General features: G+C 71.9%; 15 protein-coding genes. 11 read left to right on the top strand and 4 right to left on the bottom strand.

The genetic code is table 11. The features are described from left to right. Nucleotides 1-21 precede the first annotated feature (21 nt). Together AMK33_RS25960 and AMK33_RS25955 are read left to right on the top strand one after the other, a co-directional pair. Nucleotides 22-1,689: a (2,3-dihydroxybenzoyl)adenylate synthase gene (locus tag AMK33_RS25960; protein ID WP_073935389.1), complete on the top strand. Its 1,668-nt coding sequence runs from the start codon at nucleotides 22-24 to the stop codon at nucleotides 1,687-1,689. A 103-nt stretch (nucleotides 1,690-1,792) separates the two neighbouring features. Further along, nucleotides 1,793-1,990 (top strand): ferredoxin, encoded by a 198-nt coding sequence (locus AMK33_RS25955; RefSeq protein WP_073935388.1) that lies wholly within the window; start codon nucleotides 1,793-1,795, stop codon nucleotides 1,988-1,990. A gap of 152 nt (nucleotides 1,991-2,142) precedes the next feature. Here AMK33_RS25955 and AMK33_RS25950 read toward each other — a convergent pair whose 3' ends face one another. From AMK33_RS25950 to AMK33_RS25935, 4 genes are read right to left on the bottom strand one after another with little or no spacing between them, the layout of a single operon-like run. Next, nucleotides 2,143-3,630: an ABC transporter ATP-binding protein gene (locus tag AMK33_RS25950; protein ID WP_073935387.1), complete on the bottom strand. Its 1,488-nt coding sequence runs from the start codon at nucleotides 3,628-3,630 to the stop codon at nucleotides 2,143-2,145. After that, nucleotides 3,627-4,448 (bottom strand): ABC transporter permease, encoded by an 822-nt coding sequence (locus AMK33_RS25945; RefSeq protein WP_073935386.1) that lies wholly within the window; start codon nucleotides 4,446-4,448, stop codon nucleotides 3,627-3,629. Before AMK33_RS25945 ends, AMK33_RS25950 begins: the two co-directional genes overlap by 4 nt. Continuing rightward, nucleotides 4,445-5,479 (bottom strand): ABC transporter permease, encoded by a 1,035-nt coding sequence (locus AMK33_RS25940; RefSeq protein WP_235618199.1) that lies wholly within the window; start codon nucleotides 5,477-5,479, stop codon nucleotides 4,445-4,447. Before AMK33_RS25940 ends, AMK33_RS25945 begins: the two co-directional genes overlap by 4 nt. After that, nucleotides 5,424-6,935, bottom strand: coding sequence for an ABC transporter substrate-binding protein (locus AMK33_RS25935; RefSeq protein ID WP_073935385.1), 1,512 nt, complete (start codon nucleotides 6,933-6,935; stop codon nucleotides 5,424-5,426). The genes AMK33_RS25940 and AMK33_RS25935 overlap by 56 nt, the downstream gene beginning before the upstream one ends. A gap of 220 nt (nucleotides 6,936-7,155) precedes the next feature. Between AMK33_RS25935 and AMK33_RS25930 the strand changes: the two genes are divergently transcribed. The 9 genes from AMK33_RS25930 (at nucleotide 7,156) to AMK33_RS25890 (ending at nucleotide 17,494) form a co-directional block, all read left to right on the top strand. Next, on the top strand, nucleotides 7,156-8,001 hold the full coding sequence (locus AMK33_RS25930) for an SAM-dependent methyltransferase (protein WP_073935384.1): 846 nt from the start codon (nucleotides 7,156-7,158) through the stop codon (nucleotides 7,999-8,001). A gap of 95 nt (nucleotides 8,002-8,096) precedes the next feature. Next, nucleotides 8,097-8,609 carry a chorismate mutase gene (locus AMK33_RS25925; RefSeq protein WP_073935383.1) on the top strand — a complete coding sequence of 171 codons (513 nt, stop codon included), beginning with the start codon at nucleotides 8,097-8,099 and terminating at the stop codon, nucleotides 8,607-8,609. A gap of 499 nt (nucleotides 8,610-9,108) precedes the next feature. Then, nucleotides 9,109-9,549, top strand: a complete 441-nt coding sequence (locus AMK33_RS25920; protein ID WP_073935382.1) for a hypothetical protein — start codon at nucleotides 9,109-9,111, stop codon at nucleotides 9,547-9,549. A 25-nt stretch (nucleotides 9,550-9,574) separates the two neighbouring features. Next, nucleotides 9,575-11,071, top strand: coding sequence for an ABC transporter substrate-binding protein (locus AMK33_RS25915; RefSeq protein WP_073935381.1), 1,497 nt, complete (start codon nucleotides 9,575-9,577; stop codon nucleotides 11,069-11,071). Between the two features lie 32 nt (nucleotides 11,072-11,103). After that, on the top strand, nucleotides 11,104-12,873 hold the full coding sequence (locus AMK33_RS25910; RefSeq protein ID WP_073935380.1) for an ABC transporter permease subunit: 1,770 nt from the start codon (nucleotides 11,104-11,106) through the stop codon (nucleotides 12,871-12,873). Beyond that, nucleotides 12,854-13,894: an ABC transporter ATP-binding protein gene (locus tag AMK33_RS25905; protein ID WP_073935379.1), complete on the top strand. Its 1,041-nt coding sequence runs from the start codon at nucleotides 12,854-12,856 to the stop codon at nucleotides 13,892-13,894. Before AMK33_RS25910 ends, AMK33_RS25905 begins: the two co-directional genes overlap by 20 nt. Further along, the gene (locus tag AMK33_RS25900) at nucleotides 13,891-14,607 is read left to right on the top strand and encodes an ATP-binding cassette domain-containing protein (protein WP_073935378.1); all 717 of its coding nucleotides are present in this window, start codon (nucleotides 13,891-13,893) and stop codon (nucleotides 14,605-14,607) included. The genes AMK33_RS25905 and AMK33_RS25900 overlap by 4 nt, the downstream gene beginning before the upstream one ends. A gap of 715 nt (nucleotides 14,608-15,322) precedes the next feature. Beyond that, nucleotides 15,323-15,856, top strand: a complete 534-nt coding sequence (locus tag AMK33_RS25895) for a GNAT family N-acetyltransferase (RefSeq protein ID WP_073935377.1) — start codon at nucleotides 15,323-15,325, stop codon at nucleotides 15,854-15,856. A gap of 366 nt (nucleotides 15,857-16,222) precedes the next feature. Continuing rightward, nucleotides 16,223-17,494, top strand: coding sequence for an MDR family MFS transporter (locus AMK33_RS25890; RefSeq protein WP_235618216.1), 1,272 nt, complete (start codon nucleotides 16,223-16,225; stop codon nucleotides 17,492-17,494). Nucleotides 17,495-17,735: the final 241 nt, after the last annotated feature.

Genomic DNA, 17,735 nt, shown 5'->3' with positions numbered 1-17,735 from the left:
CTTCCGTACCTTGGAGGACATATGGGCACGACTTCGGTCCACGGAGCACCGGCCGGCACACCGGACTGGCCCGGCTGGCCACCCGAGGCCGCGCAGCGCTACCGCGACGCCGGCCACTGGCGGGACGAGGTCTTCGGCGACCTCCCGGCCCGGCAGGCGTCGGCACGTCCGCAGGCCGTGGCCCTGGTCGACGGCGACCGCCGCTGGACCTACTCGGCGCTCGAGGCCGATGTCGAAGTCCTGCACCGGTCCTTGCACCGTCTCGGACTGCGCCGGGGCGACCGGGTCGTCGTGCAGCTGCCCAACCGCGCGGAGTTCGTGCTGCTGTGGTTCGCCCTGCAGCGACTCGGCGCCGTGCCGGTCCATGCCCTGCCCGGACACCGTCGCCACGAGATCGCCCACCTCGCCCGGATCACCGAGGCGGTCGCCTACGCGATCCCCGACCGGCACGCCCGCTTCGACTACCGTCCGCTGGCCGCGGACCTGGGCGCCGACCATCCGTCGCTGCGGCACACGATCGTCGTCGGCGACACGGGAGGCCACACCGACTTCGTCCCCTACGAGACGTTGCTCGATCCGCAGGCGCCCGCCGTCACGCCCCCAAAGCCGCCCGTCGCTCCCGGGGACCTGGCGCTCCTCCTGCTGTCCGGAGGCACCACCGGCACGCCCAAGCTCATCCCGCGGACGCATCAGGACTACGCCTACAACGCGCGGGCCGCGGCCGAGGTGTGCCGGCTCGACGCGGACTCGGTCTACCTCGCCGTCCTGCCGATCGCCTTCAACTTCACGATGAGCTGCCCCGGTGTCCTGGGCACACTGCAGGCCGGCGGGACCGTGGTGCTCTCCCCCAGCCCCAGCCCCGGCACCGCTCTCGAGCTGATCGAGCGCGAGAAGGTCACCATCACCGCCATCAACCCGCCACTCGTGCCGTACTGGCTGCGCGAGTCCGAGGACGGCCGTCGCGACCTCTCCAGCCTCGCCGTCCTGCAGGTCGGTGCCGCACGACTGGCCGACGACCTCGCGCGCCGCATCGAGCCCGCACTCGGATGCCGGCTCCAACAGGTGTTCGGGATGGCGGAAGGCCTGCTCAACCTGACCGCCCTCGACGACCCGGACGAGATCGTCTGCTCCACCCAGGGCCGCCCGGTCTCACCGGCGGACGAGGTCCTCGTCATCGGTCAGGACGGCGCGGCCGTACCCGACGGCCACGTCGGCGAGCTGCTGACACGAGGCCCGTACACACTGCGCGGGTACTACCGCTCCCCCGAGCTGGCGCGGACGCACTTCACCGAGGACGGCTTCTACCGCACCGGCGATCTCGTCCGACGGCTCCCCACCGGACACCTCAGCGTGGTCGGCCGCGTCAAGGAGCAGGTCAACCGAGGTGGCGAGAAGATCGACGCCACCGAGGTCGAGGAGCATCTGCTCGCCCACCCCGGCATCGACTCCGCGGCACTCGTGGCCGCGCCGGATCCCGAACTCGGGGAACGTTCCGTGGCGTTCGTCGTGTGCTCGGGCCCGGCGCCCGGCATCCGGGAACTGGCTTCCTTCCTCCGTGAACGCGGACTGGCGGCCTACAAGGCACCGGACCAGGTGGAGGCGATCGAACGGATGCCCTTGACCCCTGTGGGGAAGACGGACAAGAACGCGCTGAGGGAGACGGCACGACGCGCGGACGGACGGGCTTGATGGCGACCGCCACGCTGTCCGGTCCGGCGGTGTCCGGTCCGGCGGTGCTTGGTTCGACGATGTCCCGTCCGGCGGTGCCCGGACGGGCGGGAGAGGAGGACCGGTGCGCATATCCGTCGACCGCGATCTCTGCGTAGGTGCCGGGCAGTGCGTGCTGTCCGCCGAGGACGTGTTCGACCAGGACCTGCATGACGGGCTCGTCGTGCTCCGGACACCCGATCCCCCGCTTGCGGAGCTGGACGCCGTCCGCGACGCGGTGGACCGGTGTCCCGCAGGGGCCATCACGCTGCACGAGGGATGACCTGGTCCGGGGCGAGCAACGCGGCGGGGAAGAGGTGGCAACCGACGCCACGTCGCGCCGCTCCTCCCGTGGATCCCGGCTCTCGGTCCGGACCGGACCGAGAGCCGCTCCCCGTGCCGTACGCAGCCCGTCCGCCGGCGCCCCCGTACGGTTCAGTCCCCGGACACACCCTGATCCGCCCCTCGTCGGCACCCCGATGGACGCAGGTGCGTGGCCGGAGGCCCGAGAGCGCCGTCCACCAAAGCGAGGCATCGGTCCGCCGTGGCGGCGACGGCTCCGCTGTGCGTGATGAGGAGCACGGCAAGGCCCCGTTCCTCCCGCAGTGTCGCCAGCATGTCGAGCACTTCCCGCTCAGTGGCGCCGTCGAGGGACGCGGTCACTTCGTCGCACAGCAGCACGCGCGGCCCGGCGGCGACGGCTCGCGCGAGGTTCGCCCGCTGGCGTTCCCCTCCGCTCAGCTCGCCCGGGCGGCGGCCCGCCGCGCTCCGGGGAAGGGCGACCGCGCTGAGGAGCTCCGCGACCGGGGGCGGGGTGAGACCACCGCGGGCGGCTGCGCGACAGGCTCTCTCGAGGGCCTTGCCGACGGTCTCGCGTGGGTTGAGGGCGGCACGGCTGTCCTGGTCCACATGGGCCACCGAGAGCCGGTCGGCCGCCGATCTGCGGGCGACGGACCACGGCTGGGGCGTGCCGTTCAGCCAGAGGCGGCCACCGCTCGGTTCCAGCGTGCCCGCCAACACCCGTGCCAGCGTGGTCTTGCCTGCTCCGGAGGCGCCCACGACGGCCACACACTCGCCGGCGCCCAGTGTCAGGTTCACATCCCTCAGAACGTGTTCCCCGCCCGGCCCTCCCCGGACGCCCTCAGCCCTCAGCACGCATGTCCTCTCCTCCACAGCACGTGCGTCGAGCACCTCCTCGACCGGCCGCCGAGGAACGCTCGGGCCCTCGGCGGCACTGCGGTCGGGGACGTCGGCATCGGTGAGTCCGCCGTGGGTCATGGCGATCCGACGGTGGGTGAGACGGTCGACCACGTCCATGTCATGACTCACCACCAGCATGGCGGCATGGCCGACGGCTGTGCGCAGGAGGTGGATCAGGTCCTCCGTCGTGCTCGGGTCGAGGCCGCTCGTCGGCTCGTCCAGGACGAGCAGCTCCGCGCCGGCGGCCAGAGCCGAGGCCAGGGCCACTCGTTGGGCCTGGCCTCCGGAGATCTGGTGGGGGAAGGCTCGCGCCAAGTCCGCGGGCAGTCCCATCCGTTCGAGTGCGTTCCCGCGGAAGGACGCGAGCTGCGCACGTGCCACTCCGGACCGGCGGGCCGCGCGGTCCAGCACCCATCCGACCCGATGCTCGGCGGGCAGCGCGCTGGCGCAGTCCTGCGGCAGGTACGCGGCCAGGCGCCCACGCACCCGCCGTGCGCCGGCGGGTGAGAACGGGTCGTGGCCCGCGACCCGGACCGTCCCTCCGACGCGTGCCAGCCCCTGCCTCGTATAGCCCAGCAGGGCGTGTGCCAGTGCCGTCTTGCCCGACCCCGACCGGCCGACCAGTCCGACCCGCTCCCCCGGCCGTATCGTCAGCGAGCAGTCCGAGAGCACCCTCCGCTCGGCGGACGACAGGCTCAGGCTCGCAACCTCCACCAGGTTCATGGCGCGGTGTTCCGTTCGTTTCGTGGTCGCCTGACGGGAGACGTGAGGCGGTCCGCGGTCAGGGTCATCCCGAGCGCGAGAACGACCAGCAGCAGAGCCGGAGCCAGCACCGGCCACGGCTGGGCTCCCGCGCCCACCGCGTTCTCCCGGACCAGCCGGCCCCAGTTGGCGGCCGGCGCCGGTGCGCCGAGGCCCAGGAAGCCGGCTGTCGCGCAGAGCTGCGTGGCGGCGATGAAACGGAGGCCGGCCTCGGCCCACGCTTCGGAGGCGATGTTCGGGAGGACGTCGTGGCGGATGACAGCGAACCTGCCGTCCCCCCGTGCCAGCGCGGTGCGTACGTAAGCCAGGCCGGCCAGCCGGGCGGTGGCCGCGCCGATGACACGCACGGAGAACGGCAGGCTCACCAGGGTGACGGCCACGAGTACGGCGAAGTCGCTGCCCGGTCTGCCTGCCGCGATCAACAGCGTGATCAGGAGCGGAGGCACGGCCGCCAGGCCGTCCACGACGCGCAGCACACCTTTGAGGGGTCCGCCCCGGGCCAGGCCCGCACAGGTACCGACGACCAGCCCGACGATGCTGCCCAGCGCGGTCGCCGCCAGCGCCTGGAGGACGAGAGTCCGCCCGCCGTGCACCGTCCTGGCCAGCGCATCGCGCCCCAGCACATCGGTCCCGAAGGGCCTCGACCAGCTCGCCGGTTCGAAAGGCACGCCCACCCGTTCGGTCGGTGAGGGCAGCGGCAGCCACGGTCCGGCCAGTGCGACCAGCATCGTCAGGAGCAGAGCTGCCGTCAGCAGCCGTCCGAGGATCGCGCGTGTCACGGCGCACCTCGTTCGGCCCGACGCCACGACGCGGGGCGGGACCGGACATTCAGCAGTCCGGCCAGCAGGTCGCCCACGAACAGGATCAGCAGCGCGGAACCTGCCAGGGCCAGCCCGAGCCCCTGCACCATCGCGGCGTCCCGATAGGTGACGGCACGGGCCAACTCGCTTCCTACTCCTGGGTAGTTGAACAGCGTCTCCACGACGAGACTGCCACCGAGCAGCCCGGCCGCCATCACGGCCAGCCCTTGGATCCCGGGAGCGGCGGCCGCCGGCAGCACGTAGGACCATGCCAACCGCACTCCCGACTCCCCGTCCAGCCGGGCCTGCTCGATCGCGGGGCTCTCGGCAACGCTGACCACAGCGGCGCGGACCAGACGAGTCGCCACCCCGAGGCCCCCCAGAACCAAGCCGGTCACGGGCAGCACCAGCATGTCCGGATGCTGCCAGGGGGAATCCCCCGGCGGGAATATCGACACCGCCGGAAACATCCCACCCTGGTGGGCCAGCGCCACGACCAGCCCGGTGGCCAGGAGGAACTCCGGCAGCGCGATCAGCGTCACCGTCATCGACGACAGCAGCCGGTCCCCGAGACGGCCGGCCCGGAGACCGGCGACCAGCCCGAACGTCGTGGCGAGCACGGCGATGCCGGCCACCGCGAGGCCGACCAGCACCACCGAATTGCCGAACCTCGATGCGAGCACCTCGGCCACCGGCCTGCCGGCGGCCGAGGAGCGGCCGAGGTCGCCGGTCAGCGCGTCGCCCAGCCACGTCACGTAGCGTGCCACCGCCGGCTCGTCCAGACCCAGGCGCTTCCGGATCTCCGCCCGTTCGCTCTCAGTGGCGTCCGCGCCGGCGACGACCCCTGCCGCGTCCCCGGGCAACGCCTCGGTCGAGAAGAAGAGCACCGCCGACAGCAGCAGCATCATCGCGGCGGCCGTCACGCCACGGGTCAGCCCGAACCGGATCACGCGATCAGGCCGAAGCGAGTTCGACAGCCGAAAGGTCCGGGAACTGAAGTGATCGCACACCGCTCACCTTGTCGGTGTGGGCGTCCACGGTGGGCACGAAGACCGGGATGATCTCGTTCCCCTTCTCCCACAGCAGGCCTTGCGCCTTGTGCGAGGCCGCCTCCCGGTCGCTCTCGGCCGGCGCGCTGCGCGCAGTGGCCACCAGTTTGTCGACGTCGGGGAAGGTTCCGGGGGTGTGATTGGCCTCGAAGGGTGCCGACGGGTTGTACCCGGCGGCGAACGGGAGGCGCTGGTAAGCCTCGTAGTCGGCGAAGAGCTGCCCGGCCGGCAGTTCGTTCAGGCTGGCCTTCACTCCGATGGCCCGGAGGTTCTCCACTATCAGCGTGGCCGTCTCGACCATGCCGGTCAGTTCGGGGCCGGCGGTCAGCTCGATCGACATCCCTTCGTGACCGGCCTCGCGCAGCAGCGCCTTCGCCTCGTCGGGGTCGTAGGAACGCTGTTCCAGGCCCGTGTCATAGCTGGGGAAGCCGAGCGCCGGGACGTCGTTGCCGATCTCGGCGCGGCCGAAGTACACCGTGTCCACGATGGCCTGGCGGTCGACCGCGAGACGGAACGCCCTGCGTACGCGCTCGTCCTTGAACGGCGCATGTGACAGGTTCATCTCGAACCGCAGGTTCGACACGTACGGCGGCTCACCGGCTCTCACGGTGAGACCGCGGGTCTTCGCCAGGTCCCGCGCGTTGAAGGGCGAGACCCCACTGACGAAGTCGGCCTGTCCCTCCCGAAGCGCGTTCACTCTCGCCTCGGCGTCGCCTATGGACAGCAGGTGGATCTCGTCCAGGTTCACATCGTCGCCGAAGTAGTCGGGGTTGCGGCGCAGCACCGTCTGCTGCCCGGGCTCGAACGCCTCGATCACGAACGGCCCACAGGACGGCGTTTTCGGGGTGAACTCGGTGGTGCCGTCCTTGATGACCAGCATGCTCTGGCACAGCAGAAGGCGTCCGTCCGCGATCGGCTGCGCGGTGGGCAGGCGGAGGGTGCGCCGATCGAGTTTGCGGGCGGAGGCGAGGTCGAAGCTGCGCCCGACGAGGCGGGTGAACGGCAGGCCCTCCAACTCGTCCGGTGCGCGCAGCGAGTGGAGCAGGTCGGAGGCGGTCACCGGGGATCCGTCGGTGAAGGTGACGGAGTCACGCAGCCGCAGGATGTACGACGTGAGATCGTCACTGATCTCGATCGACTCCAGGATCCCGTAGCTGACGCCGTCCGGCTGCCCCGCGTCGATGGCCCCGAGAGGGGCGTGGACGAGTCGTGCCCGGACGAAGTCGAGGGCCGTCGGGCCGACGAAGTAGTTCAACGTCTCGCTCGATCCGCCTCCGGCGAAGGCCGCGCGCAACGTCGCACCCGCGTCGTCGCCACCACCGTCCGAGGATGAGGAGCAGGCGGTCAACAACCCTGAGACGCCCGCGGCGGTCAAGGCACCGAACCCGAGGAAGGCGCGACGAGGGAGATTACTCACTTTATGTCCTTGCTTGCGGAGAGAAGAGACAGGGTGCCGGGCACAGGCTCGTCACTGCCTGGACGCAGCGCGGATGACACCCGAGCGAGCGCCGGGCAGCCGGAGCTCAGCCCCGACCGGCTCGACACGTAACCGTGGCACCTCACAGCCCATCATATGGAAACAATAATCGTTCTCAATAAGGTTTACATGAAAATGATTTCCAACTAGGCTGTCGGTCATGGCGAATGTCGACGAGGCAGGACTGATCACGTACCTGAGGACCAACCGGGCGTTCATGGCACCGGTCGTCGAGCAGGCCGTCGGCCTGCTCGGTCTGCAAGGCCGTCACCGCATCCTCGATGTGGGCACAGGCGCGGGCGGCGGCCTGGTCGCCCTCGCCCGTGCCGCCGGTGAACAGGCACGGGTCCTGGGCGTGGACCGCAACGAGAGCGCGCTCGCGCTGGCCCTCCGGCACGCGGAGGAGGAGAACGTCCTCGACCAGGTGCACACCGAGACCGCGGACCTGCTCCAGGTTGCCGCAAAGGCCTCCGGAGAGGACCGTTTCGACGCGATCTGGGCGAGCGACGTCATCTGGCCGGGGAATGTCGAGGATCCCGCAACGGCGGTCGCACGGCTGGCCGGAGCCCTGTCACCGGACGGCGTGCTCGCGCTCTTCACGAGCAACTACTACAGCTCGACGTTCCTCCCCGGCCACGCCCGCCTGGAGCGGCAGCTCCTCACCGCCTCGGAACTGGACTGGGGAATCCCCGCCGACGGCCCGGAGCACTACGCGCGGCACGTGCACTGGATGACCGCGGCCGGCCTGCGCGACGTGCAGCTCCACGTACTGCCCCGGGTCGGTTTCCCCGCGGACGCGGACCCGACAGTCCGCCCCTACCTGGAGAAGGTCGTGTGGCCTCAACTACTGGCGGGGGCTCGGGCGCGGGGCAAGGAGGCGGGAATGACGAAGGAGGACATCGCACGGGCTGAGGCCCTGCTGACCCCCGGACGTCCTGAGTACGTGGTCGACGAGCCGGGCTACTACCTGATCCATCCCACTCTGCTGGTGACCGGACGTCGTTGACTCCCTCGGCGTGTCCATCCCCCTCAGCGCGCCTTCCGCCGCTGACGTGGCGAAGCAGCCGCTCTCATCGACCTCGCACGGGAAGGCACTTACGCATGCCCAGGGCCACGGACAGCCCCGCCGAAGGCCTGCACACGCATATCGCGGAGCTGGACGCGGCCATCATCGAACTGGTCCGTCGGCGTACCGAAATCTGTACACGACTAGCCACTCAGCGCCGGGCCGCCGGAAGGCCGACGATCGAACTCGCCCGCGAGAACGACGTCCTGCAGCGATACAGCGAGGCACTCGGGCGCCCCGGCGCCTCACTGGCGATGCTTCTGACGGAACTGGGACGACGCCAGCTTCCCGCCCGCGGGCCGGACTTCCAGACCCTCAAGACCTCCACCGATGCCCCCCCCCTGCCCGACCAGGGGCACCGATGTCGGGAGACCACGACGCGGGCGCCGACGGCCAGAAACGGAGTGACCGCACACAGCACCAGCCCGGCCAGGACCTCGGTGGCGGCCGCTCGTCCGTCTGTCCCGCGTCCCTGTCAGCTCCTGTGTATGGGCACCACACCACGGATCCCGGCCTCGACCGGGTCGGCCTGCCAACCACATGGGTGAGAGGGAAGTACGGACGAACGACGATCCGCGCCGCGACGAAGAGCATGCCGTGTCCGTGCTCCGGCCTCTGCCTGCTACGGCGCCGAAGGGGCCGCCCCTCGAGAACGGCGCTCCGGACGGTACAACGAGTTGGCGTGTGACAGCAGGGGGCATGCTCTCGGGTTGAGCGACATGGTCGATAAGGCCTTGCCGAGGCAGCCGGTGTGGAAGGGTGACGGCATACTGCCGGGGATGGGCCGAGGAAGCGTGCTGCGGGAGCCGGCGCCCGGTTTCAGCCGGTTTTCGTGACCGGCTGGTGGTCACACCGATCCGCCTACGGCACGACTTGCCGCACTCGGTGCCGACGGTGCTGTTCGAAGTCGACCGTTCGACCATCACCCGGGCCGCCGGAGGGACCCATCGGCCGCCGGCCGAGCGCGGATGTTCTGTTCCTCACCACCTGCCTGCGGCTTCGCTCCCCGCAGGACGCATGCGCCTACGTGCAGGCCGAGGGCACCGAATGCGACTGGACGCCACCGAAATCCAGGTCCGCCGGCCAGCGGTCGGGCAGGGCAGGAAGCGGGTGTTCCTCCCGGGTGGAAAGCAGAACACCATGAAGGTCACCGTCATCGCCGACCGACACGGCCGCACCTTGTGGACCGACACGCTGCGGACCAGGACGGTGCACGACGGCACCGCGGGCATCAGCAACTGTTCCGGCCACTTCGTCACCGTCGAGGTCTCCCTGGACGACGACCACCTCGGACTGAGCCGGAACCAGCCGGGCCAGTCCGCCACAGATCGAAGTCGGCTCCGAACAGGCCGGACACGTCATTTCCCGCTGTCACACATCGACCCGCAAGGGGCCGCCCTGCCGGACGGAGCGGGAGGCGGGCCGAAGGGATACAGGCTTATGAAAATGATTGTCATCGTGTTACGGTCATCGCACATCCGATCTTGACCGAGTACTGCCCCGGAGTGTCCCCGTGCGCCTCCCCGCCCGTCTCCTCCCTCTCACCGCGGCCACCACAGCCTCCTTCCTGCTCACCGGCTGCTTCTCCGCGACGTCGGACGCAGACGGCTCCTCGGAGGGCGAAAGCCGCCGCATACGCGTCGCGATGATGCAGCCGCCGCGCTCGGGGCTCTCTCCGCTCTCCGACGACGCGTTCAAGCTGTCCCGCTGGTCGACCGCCGAGACCCTGGTGAAGCTGGACGCGGACGGCGACGCCGAGCCCGCCCTCGCCACCGAGTGGAAGCAGTCCGGGCGCGATTGGACCTTCACCGTCCGGGACGGTGTCACCTTCCACGACGGCACCGGCCTCACCGCCGAGGCCGTGGTCGACTCCCTCACCCGCGCCGCCACCGCATCCCCCAAGCCGCGCATCCTCGACGGCGTCGACATGATCGTGAAGGCCGACGGGGACAAGGTCACCGTCACCACCGCCGAGGAGGACCCGCTCGTCCCGCAGCGCCTCAGCTCTCCGCAGCTCGCGATCCTCGCGGCCAAGGCGTACAAGGGGAAGACCGTGAACCCGGTCGGCGCGGGCACCGGCCCCTTCGAGCTGACCAAGGTGAACGGCACGTCCTCGGCGACCCTCGACCGCTACGACGACTACTGGGGCGGCGAGGCCAAGGCTCCCGGCATCGACGTCCGCTTCGTGCCCGACGGCACCGCCAGGGCCGCCGCCCTGCGCAGCGGCGAGGCCGACATCGTCGAGGCGGTCCCCGTCTCGCAGGCCGCCGTGCTCGACCAGGACCTGATCACCGAGGTCCCCATGCCGCGCACCAACACCCTGTACCTGAACACGGAGAAGGGCGTCTTCAAGGACGCCTCGCTGCGCGCGGCGGCACGGGAGGCGATCGACGCGAAGTCCCTCGTGGAGGGCGTGTACGAGGGACGCGCCGACGTCGCCGAGGGCCTGCTGGGCCCGGCGCTCCCGTGGGCGACCGGACTGCGCGAGCCGGTCGAAGGACGGGCGAAGGCCGGCGACCCGGCCGGGAAGACCGTCACCATCGGCACTTTCACCGACCGCGCCGAACTCCCCGAGGTCGCCGCCACCCTGCAACAGCAGCTCCAGCAGGCCGGCTTCAAGGTGAAGCTGGAGATCCGCGAGTACGCGAACATCGAGTCCGACGCGCTGGCCGGCCGGTTCGACGCGTTCATCCTGTCCCGGGCGACCGTCCTCGACTCCGGCGACCCGGCCGCGTACCTCTACAGCGACTTCGCCTCCGAGGGGTCCTTCAACATCTCCCAGCTGGCCTCCCCGGCGGTCGACAAGGCGCTTCAGAAGGCGTCCTCGGCGCCCACCGGTGACGCGCGGCGCAAGGCGGTCATCGAGGCCGAGGCCGCCGTGCTCGCCACGGACGCCGCGGTGCCCATGCTGCACGAGCGCGTCATCCAGGGCGACGCCGCCGAGGTCACGGGCGCGGCCCACGACCCGCGCGAGCGGGAGCTCGTCACGATCGACACCCGGGTCAAGTGAGGTCCCGCATACGCGGGCAGGCCGGTGCGGCCATGCTGAGCCGCCTCGTCTGCCTCACCGCCGTACTGGCCGCCGTCGGCCTGCTGCCCTGGCTCTCCGGCCGCGACCCCGCGCTGACCGTGCTGCGGGCGCGATCGGCCGAGCAGGAGCCCACCCGGGAGGCCCTGGACGCGGTGCGCCGTGACCTCGGCCTGGACGCGGGTCCCCTGTCCCTGCTGGGTGACTGGCTCGCCGGGCTGGTCCGCGGCGACCTCGGCACCTCGTGGGTCTCGGGCACCGACGTGCTGCCGTCCGTGCTCTCCGGTCTCCAGGTGTCGCTGGGTCTCATGGCCGCCGCCCTCGCGGTCGCGGCACTGCTCGCCTGCACGCTGGTCGCGCCGGTACTGGTGCGCGGCCGGGGGTCGGCGGGCGCCTTCGGCGCCATGCTCGCCGCGGTGCCCGAGTTCCTGCTCGCCACGGTCGCGCTGCTGGTGTGCGGGGTGTGGTTCGGCGTGCTGCCGACCTCCGGCTGGCAGGGCCCGGAGTACATGATCCTGCCCGCCGTCGCCCTCGGCGTCCCGGCGGGCGGACTCCTCGGCCGCCTGGTGGCGGACGCGCTGCCGACCGTGCTGGACGAGCGCTGGGTGGAGCTGTGGCGGGAGGCCGGGGTGAGCCGAGCACGGATCGCGGCGGCCGCCCTGCGGCGCGTCCTGCCTCCGCTGGTCCCGCAGTTCGGCATGGTGGCCGTCGGCCTGACCGGCGGGGCGGTAGCCGTGGAGACGGTGTTCGCGGTACCCGGCATCGGCCGTACGGCGCTCGGGGCGGCGAAGTCCCAGGACCTGCCGCTGCTCCAGGGTTCCGTACTCGCCCTGCTGGTGCTGGGACTGGCCGCGGGCGCGCTGGCCGCACTCGTACGGCGCCGCCTGCTCGGCCCGGCGCTGCGCGACGCGGGCCTGACGCTGCCCGCGCCGCGCCCGGTGCGGGCGCACCCGGCGGTCCCCGCGGCACTGGGCGCCGTCCTCCTGGCCGCCATCGGCTGGGGGCTGCTGCGCGACCCGTACACCGTGGACACGACGGCCCGGCTGCTGTCCCCGTCGTGGACGCATCCGCTCGGCACCGACGGGCTCGGCCGGGACGTTCTGGCCCGGCTCGGGCACGGCGCGACCACGACGGTCGGCACGGCAGTCGCCGTGTGCCTCGCGAGCCTGCTGCTCGCGCTGGCCCTCGGATTCCTGCCGCGGGTGGCCGCCGGGGCCTCCGACATCGCCAACGCGCTGCCACCGGTGATCGTCGGCATCCTGGTCGCGGCGGCCGTGGGCCCCGGTACGGGCGGCGCCGCCCTCGCGGTCGCGCTGGTCTCCTGGCCCCCGTTGTCCGCACACGCGGCGGCCCTGGTGCAGGAGGTGCGCGCGTCGGCGTTCCTGACCGCCCAGCGTGCCATCGGCGCCACCCCGTGGTGGATCCTGACCCGCCACGTCCTGCCGTCGGTGGCCGGCCCCGTCGCCAGGCACGCGGTCCTCCGCCTCCCCGGCATCGCCCTCGCCCTCGCCTCCCTGGGCTTCCTGGGACTCGGCGCGCAACCGCCCGCCCCCGAGTGGGGCCTGCTGCTCGAGGAGTCCCGCGCGTACGTGGAGCGGGCCCCGTGGGCTGCGCTCACCCCGGCGGTCGCCCTCGCACTGCTGGCCGGCCTCGCCGTGGCGGGCGCGGCGTACACACAGGGACGCACCGGCCCGCGCACCCGCCGCACGGCAACCGGCCGCACGGCCCGGCCCGCCCCCCACCCCTCCCGGAAGGAGGACTCCCTTGACGGCAGCACCACCTGACACCGACGCCCTCCTCTCGGTACGCGGTCTCGGCATCTCCCTGCACGAGGTCCCGGTCGTCAACGGGCTGACCTTCGACGTCCACGCCCGAGAAGTTCTCGCCGTGGTCGGCGAGTCGGGCGCGGGCAAGTCCCTCACGGCACGCGCGCTGCTGGGCGCGGCCCCCCGGGGCGCCCGCGTGACGGGGAGTGTGCGGCTGCGCCGCCCACCGGGCTCGTACGACGAACTCGTGGGCGCCCCGGCCGCGGCCCGCACCGCCCTGCACGGCCGCCGCACGGCCCTCGTCCCGCAGGACGCGCTCTCCGCGCTCTCCCCCGTGCATCCCGTGGGCGACCAACTCGCCGCCGCCGTACGGTCGGTGGCACGGGTCTCGCGCACGGAGGCCCGTGCGCGGGCGGTCGCCGCGCTCGACCGGGTGGGCATCGCGGACGCCGCACGCAAGGCGCGGGCGTATCCGCACGAGTACTCCGGCGGGATGCGCCAGCGCGCCGTCATCGCCATGGCCACGATCAACGAGCCGGACCTGCTGATCGCCGACGAGCCGACGACCGCGCTGGACCCCGACCTCCAGGAGCAGGTGCTGCGGGTCCTCGGTGAGCAGCGCGAGGCGGTGGGCGCCGCCCTCGTCCTGGTCACCCACGACCTGGGGACGGTCCGCGACCACGCCGACCGCGTACTCGTGATGTACGCCGGGCGCCAGGTCGAACAGGGTCCGGCCCGACGCGTGCTGGACCGCCCCGCGGCGCCGTACACGGCGGGGCTGCTGGCGTCGCTGCCGCCGGGCGAACCCGGTGGGCGCGGCGGCCGCCGGCGTCTTCCCACCATCCCCGGCGCCCCGCCCGCCTTCGATCGTCTCCCGCCCGGCTGCGCCTTCGCGCCCCGCTGCCCGCTGGCCGACGACCGCTGCCGGCGCGAGGAGCCGCGGCCCCGGACGGCCGGCGACGGCCACGAGGTCTCCTGCCACCGCCCGGAGGACGTACCCCACCCGGCGACCGAGTTGTTCCTGGAGCGGTCCGTATGAGCACCCCCGTGATCCCCGCGCCGCGCCGCGCCGCGGACGACCCGCTGCTGGACGTCCGAGACCTGGTCGTGCGCTACGGCCCGGTCACCGCCGTGGACCGCGTCTCCTTCACCCTGGAGGCGGGCGAGACCCTCGCCCTGAACGGCCCGTCGGGCTGCGGCAAGTCCTCCACGGTCTCCGCCGTGCTCCAGCTGCGCCGCCCGGACGCCGGCGAGGTCCGCTTCGAGGGCCGGGAGCTGACCGCGCTCACCGAACGCGAACTGCGCCCGCTGCGCCCCCGGATGCAGCCGGTCTTCCAGGATCCGTACGGCTCGCTCAGCCCCCGCCACCGCATCCGGGACGCGGTGGCGGAACCCCTGCGCGTCCAGGGCCGCTGGGACGACGCGAACGGCCCCGCCCGGGTCGCCGAACTCCTGGACCGGGTCGGCCTGGACCCCGCCCACGGCGACCGCTTCCCGCACGAGCTGTCCGGCGGGCAGTGCCAGCGCGCGGGCATCGCTCGGGCGCTGGTGTCCGAGCCCCGGCTCCTCGTCCTCGACGAGCCGGTCTCCGCCCTCGACCCGTCCGTCCGGGCCGGCGTCCTCAATCTGCTCGCCGGCCTCCAGGAGGAACTGGGGCTCGCGTACCTGTTCATCTGCCACGATCAGGCGGTGGTGCGCCACTTCGCGGACCGGACGATCGACATGCGCAACGGCCGCATCGTAAGGGGGTGACCGTCCACATCCCCTGCCAGGCCGTCACTCCCCCGGCTGCGCCGCCGCCGGCACCCGGAACAGCCCCTCGGTGAGCGCGTCGGGACCGGTCCGCCACTCACAAGCACAGTGCAGCGCTTTCAGCAGAGCTGATTCCCCGTGGACTTCCCGGATCATGCCGGTCGACTTGGTGTCCCGACGGCGCCGTTCACACGGCTCCTTCTCCGCCCGGAACCATCGGCAGTAGATGGAGGAGGGGATGCCGGTTCCCGGAGCCCGGGCTCGACCTCCAGATACGGATGCTTGCCGAAGAGCGCCGTCACCTGCACGAAGCGCACATCGGGCACCCAGCCCAGCGCACCCGCTCCCCTTTCGTCCCCACCTGGCCGTCCCCGCGTCAGTGCGTCCCCACCCGGCCCCGGCGACACCCCTCCTCATGGAACGCCACCGGGGCCACTGCCGTCCGGGCTGCCCCCTCCGTGACACGGGTGACGCTCTGGGCTTGACTCGGGGGATCGCTTCACGTCCCCAGGCAACCTGGCGCTGCCGCAGGTGGATCACACCGACGACCGGGGAGCCGACGGTATCCACTGTCCTTCCGGGCGAGGACCGGCGCAGGCACTTCGACCACTTCACCGAGGACCCGGACGAGGGACGGCTCTCCGGGTCATTCGGCACCTTGCCGCCCGGCTCCTGCGACCACTCTGACCTCTTAGCACCTGCATATTATCTGCAAGTGCATGATTACCGCATCAGGACAGCCACGGTCGCCGACCTCGACGAGGCGCGGGCCGTGATGCTCGACACCGTCTACCGCGACTTCGGGAGCGGCTACGTGCCACGTTGGCACGCTGACATCATCGATCCGACGTCCTTCTACGTCTTCCCACCCCGGCACACCCTGCTGGTCGCCGTGGACGAGGACGGGACGGTGGCCGCCACGGCCGCACTCGACGCACGGGGACCGGCTCACCCGCCGAACCCGCGGTGGCTGGCCGAGCGGTACCCGTCGGGCGAGACCGCACAGCTCAGGCGGGTGTACACGCGCCCCGAGCACCGGCGGCGCGGGCTGGCCCGGCAACTGGTGGACAGCCTGCTGGACTTCGCACGGGCAGACGGCGACTACCGGTCCGTGTACCTGCACGCATACCCGCACTCGCCCGGCGCGATGGGTCTGTGGCAGGCGCTCGGCAAGGTCGTCTGCGACGAGAGGGAAGACGTGCCCGGCGGCGGCAGCGGCGCCGTACACTTCGAGATCCCTCTTGTTTAAATGAAAATCATTTTCGTAGGATGCCTGTCGATGCCGGCCGAGCGCCCCCAGGGGAACGTCCGGCCCTGGAAAGACAGAACGAGGACCATGAGTTCTTCCCGCCGTCGGCTGATAGCCGCCCTGCGGTTCGCCCCCTGCTCTCCGGCTGCCTCGCCCCGCCGCCCTCGCCCTGCTCGGCGCGCTCGTGGTGACCTCAGCGGGCGGTGTGCGTCCGCCCCGGCGGAAGCAGAACCGTCAGCCGGGCGCACGGCCCGGCTCTTCCGCCACGCGGGTTCCACCAGGCACGGAACCGCCGCACACTGACGCCGCCCTCACTCCCGTACCGGCCTCCAGGACAGAAAGCCCGTGACCGACCTGCTCTCCCGCATACGCCCCCGCCGCTCGGCCGCGAAGTCCCCGCGCGAGCGGACCTGGAAAGACCTCTCCCCACTCCTACGGTTGCTGATCCTGACCCAACTGGCCTTCAACATCGGCTTCTACGCCGTCCTGCCGTTCCTCGCCGAACATCTCGGCACCGCCATCGGCATGGCCGGCTGGCTGGTCGGCTTCGTCCTCGGCCTGAGAACCTTCAGTCAGCAGGGTCTGTTCGTGGTCGGCGGCTGGCTCGTCGACCACTACGGTGTACGCCCCATCGTCCTCGCCGGTTGTGCACTGCGCATCGCCGGCTTCGCCTGGCTCGGGTACGCGGAGCAGACCTGGGCGGTGATTGGCGCGGTGCTGCTGATCGGGTTCGCCGCCGCGTTGTTCTCCCCGGCCGTGGAGTCGGAGGTCGCCCGGCAGGCCGTGGAGTGGGAGGAGAAGGGCCACGGCCCGCGTACCCGTGTGCTGGCCCTGTTCTCTGCGGCGGGCCAAGCCGGAGCCTTCGTCGGACCGCTGCTCGGCGCCCTGCTGCTGGCCGTCGACTTCCGCACCGCCTGTCTCGCCGGGGCCGGGGTTTTCGTGCTCGTCCTTGCCGGACACGTGCGGCTGATGCCACAGCACATCCCTGGCCGGATCCACACCCGGAAGCAGGGCGGGGTCGGCGGAATGCTGCGCAACCGCCGCTTCCTCGCCCTGTGCTGCGCCTACGGCAGCTATCTCCTCGCCTACAACCAGCTCTACCTCGTCCTGCCGGACGAGGTGCAACGCGTGACAGGCTCCCAGTCGGCTCTGTCCTGGCTGTTCGCCCTCTCCTCCCTGCTCGTCGTGTGCGCCCAGCTCCCCGTCACCCGCTGGGCCGGTGACCGGCTCGGCCTGCACCGCTCCATGACCGCCGGGTTGATGATCATCGCAGCCGGCTTCGCGGTCGTGGCCGCCGCACGCCCCGCCGAGTGGACCGGCATCGCCGGGCTGCTGCCCGCCGCCGGATACGTCGTCCTCCTCACACTCGGCCAGATGCTGATCGTCCCGGCCGCCCGCGCCTGGGTGCCCGACCTCGCCGAGGACGGACGGCTCGGCCTCTACACCGGCGCCCTGTCGTCCGTCTCCGGCCTGATCGTCCTCCTCGGCAGCTCCGCCACCGGCTCCCTCCTCGACCTCGGCCTCCCGGCCGCCGTACCGTGGCTGATCCTCGCCGCAGTACCCGCCCTGGCGGTGGCACTGCTGCCCCACCGCCCGGAAAGAGCCGAGGACGTCACAGGCACGGACCCGGAGCACTGACGCTTACCACCCCGTTGTGGAAGAACTCCGCCTGCCCTTTCGGTCGAGCTTTCGCTGTCCCTGCGCGGGCTTACGGCCGCCGAGCGAGCTGGTCGCTCGCTCCCGCCTGGGGCTGCTCGGTCCGTCTCCGCGGTGGATCAGGCGGCCGGTGCGCTCGGCCCTGGCACGAGGGATACGTGTGGACCGACAGACGTGCGGAAGCGGGGCCGCCTTCGGCGAGGTCACGTCCGCTGGAGTGGTG

Origin of the sequence: Streptomyces sp. CB02400 (genome assembly GCF_001905725.1) — a bacterium.
In the GTDB taxonomy this organism is placed as follows: Bacteria; Actinomycetota; Actinomycetes; order Streptomycetales; family Streptomycetaceae; genus Streptomyces; species Streptomyces atrovirens.
This window is presented reverse-complemented; position numbering and strand designations above follow the sequence as displayed.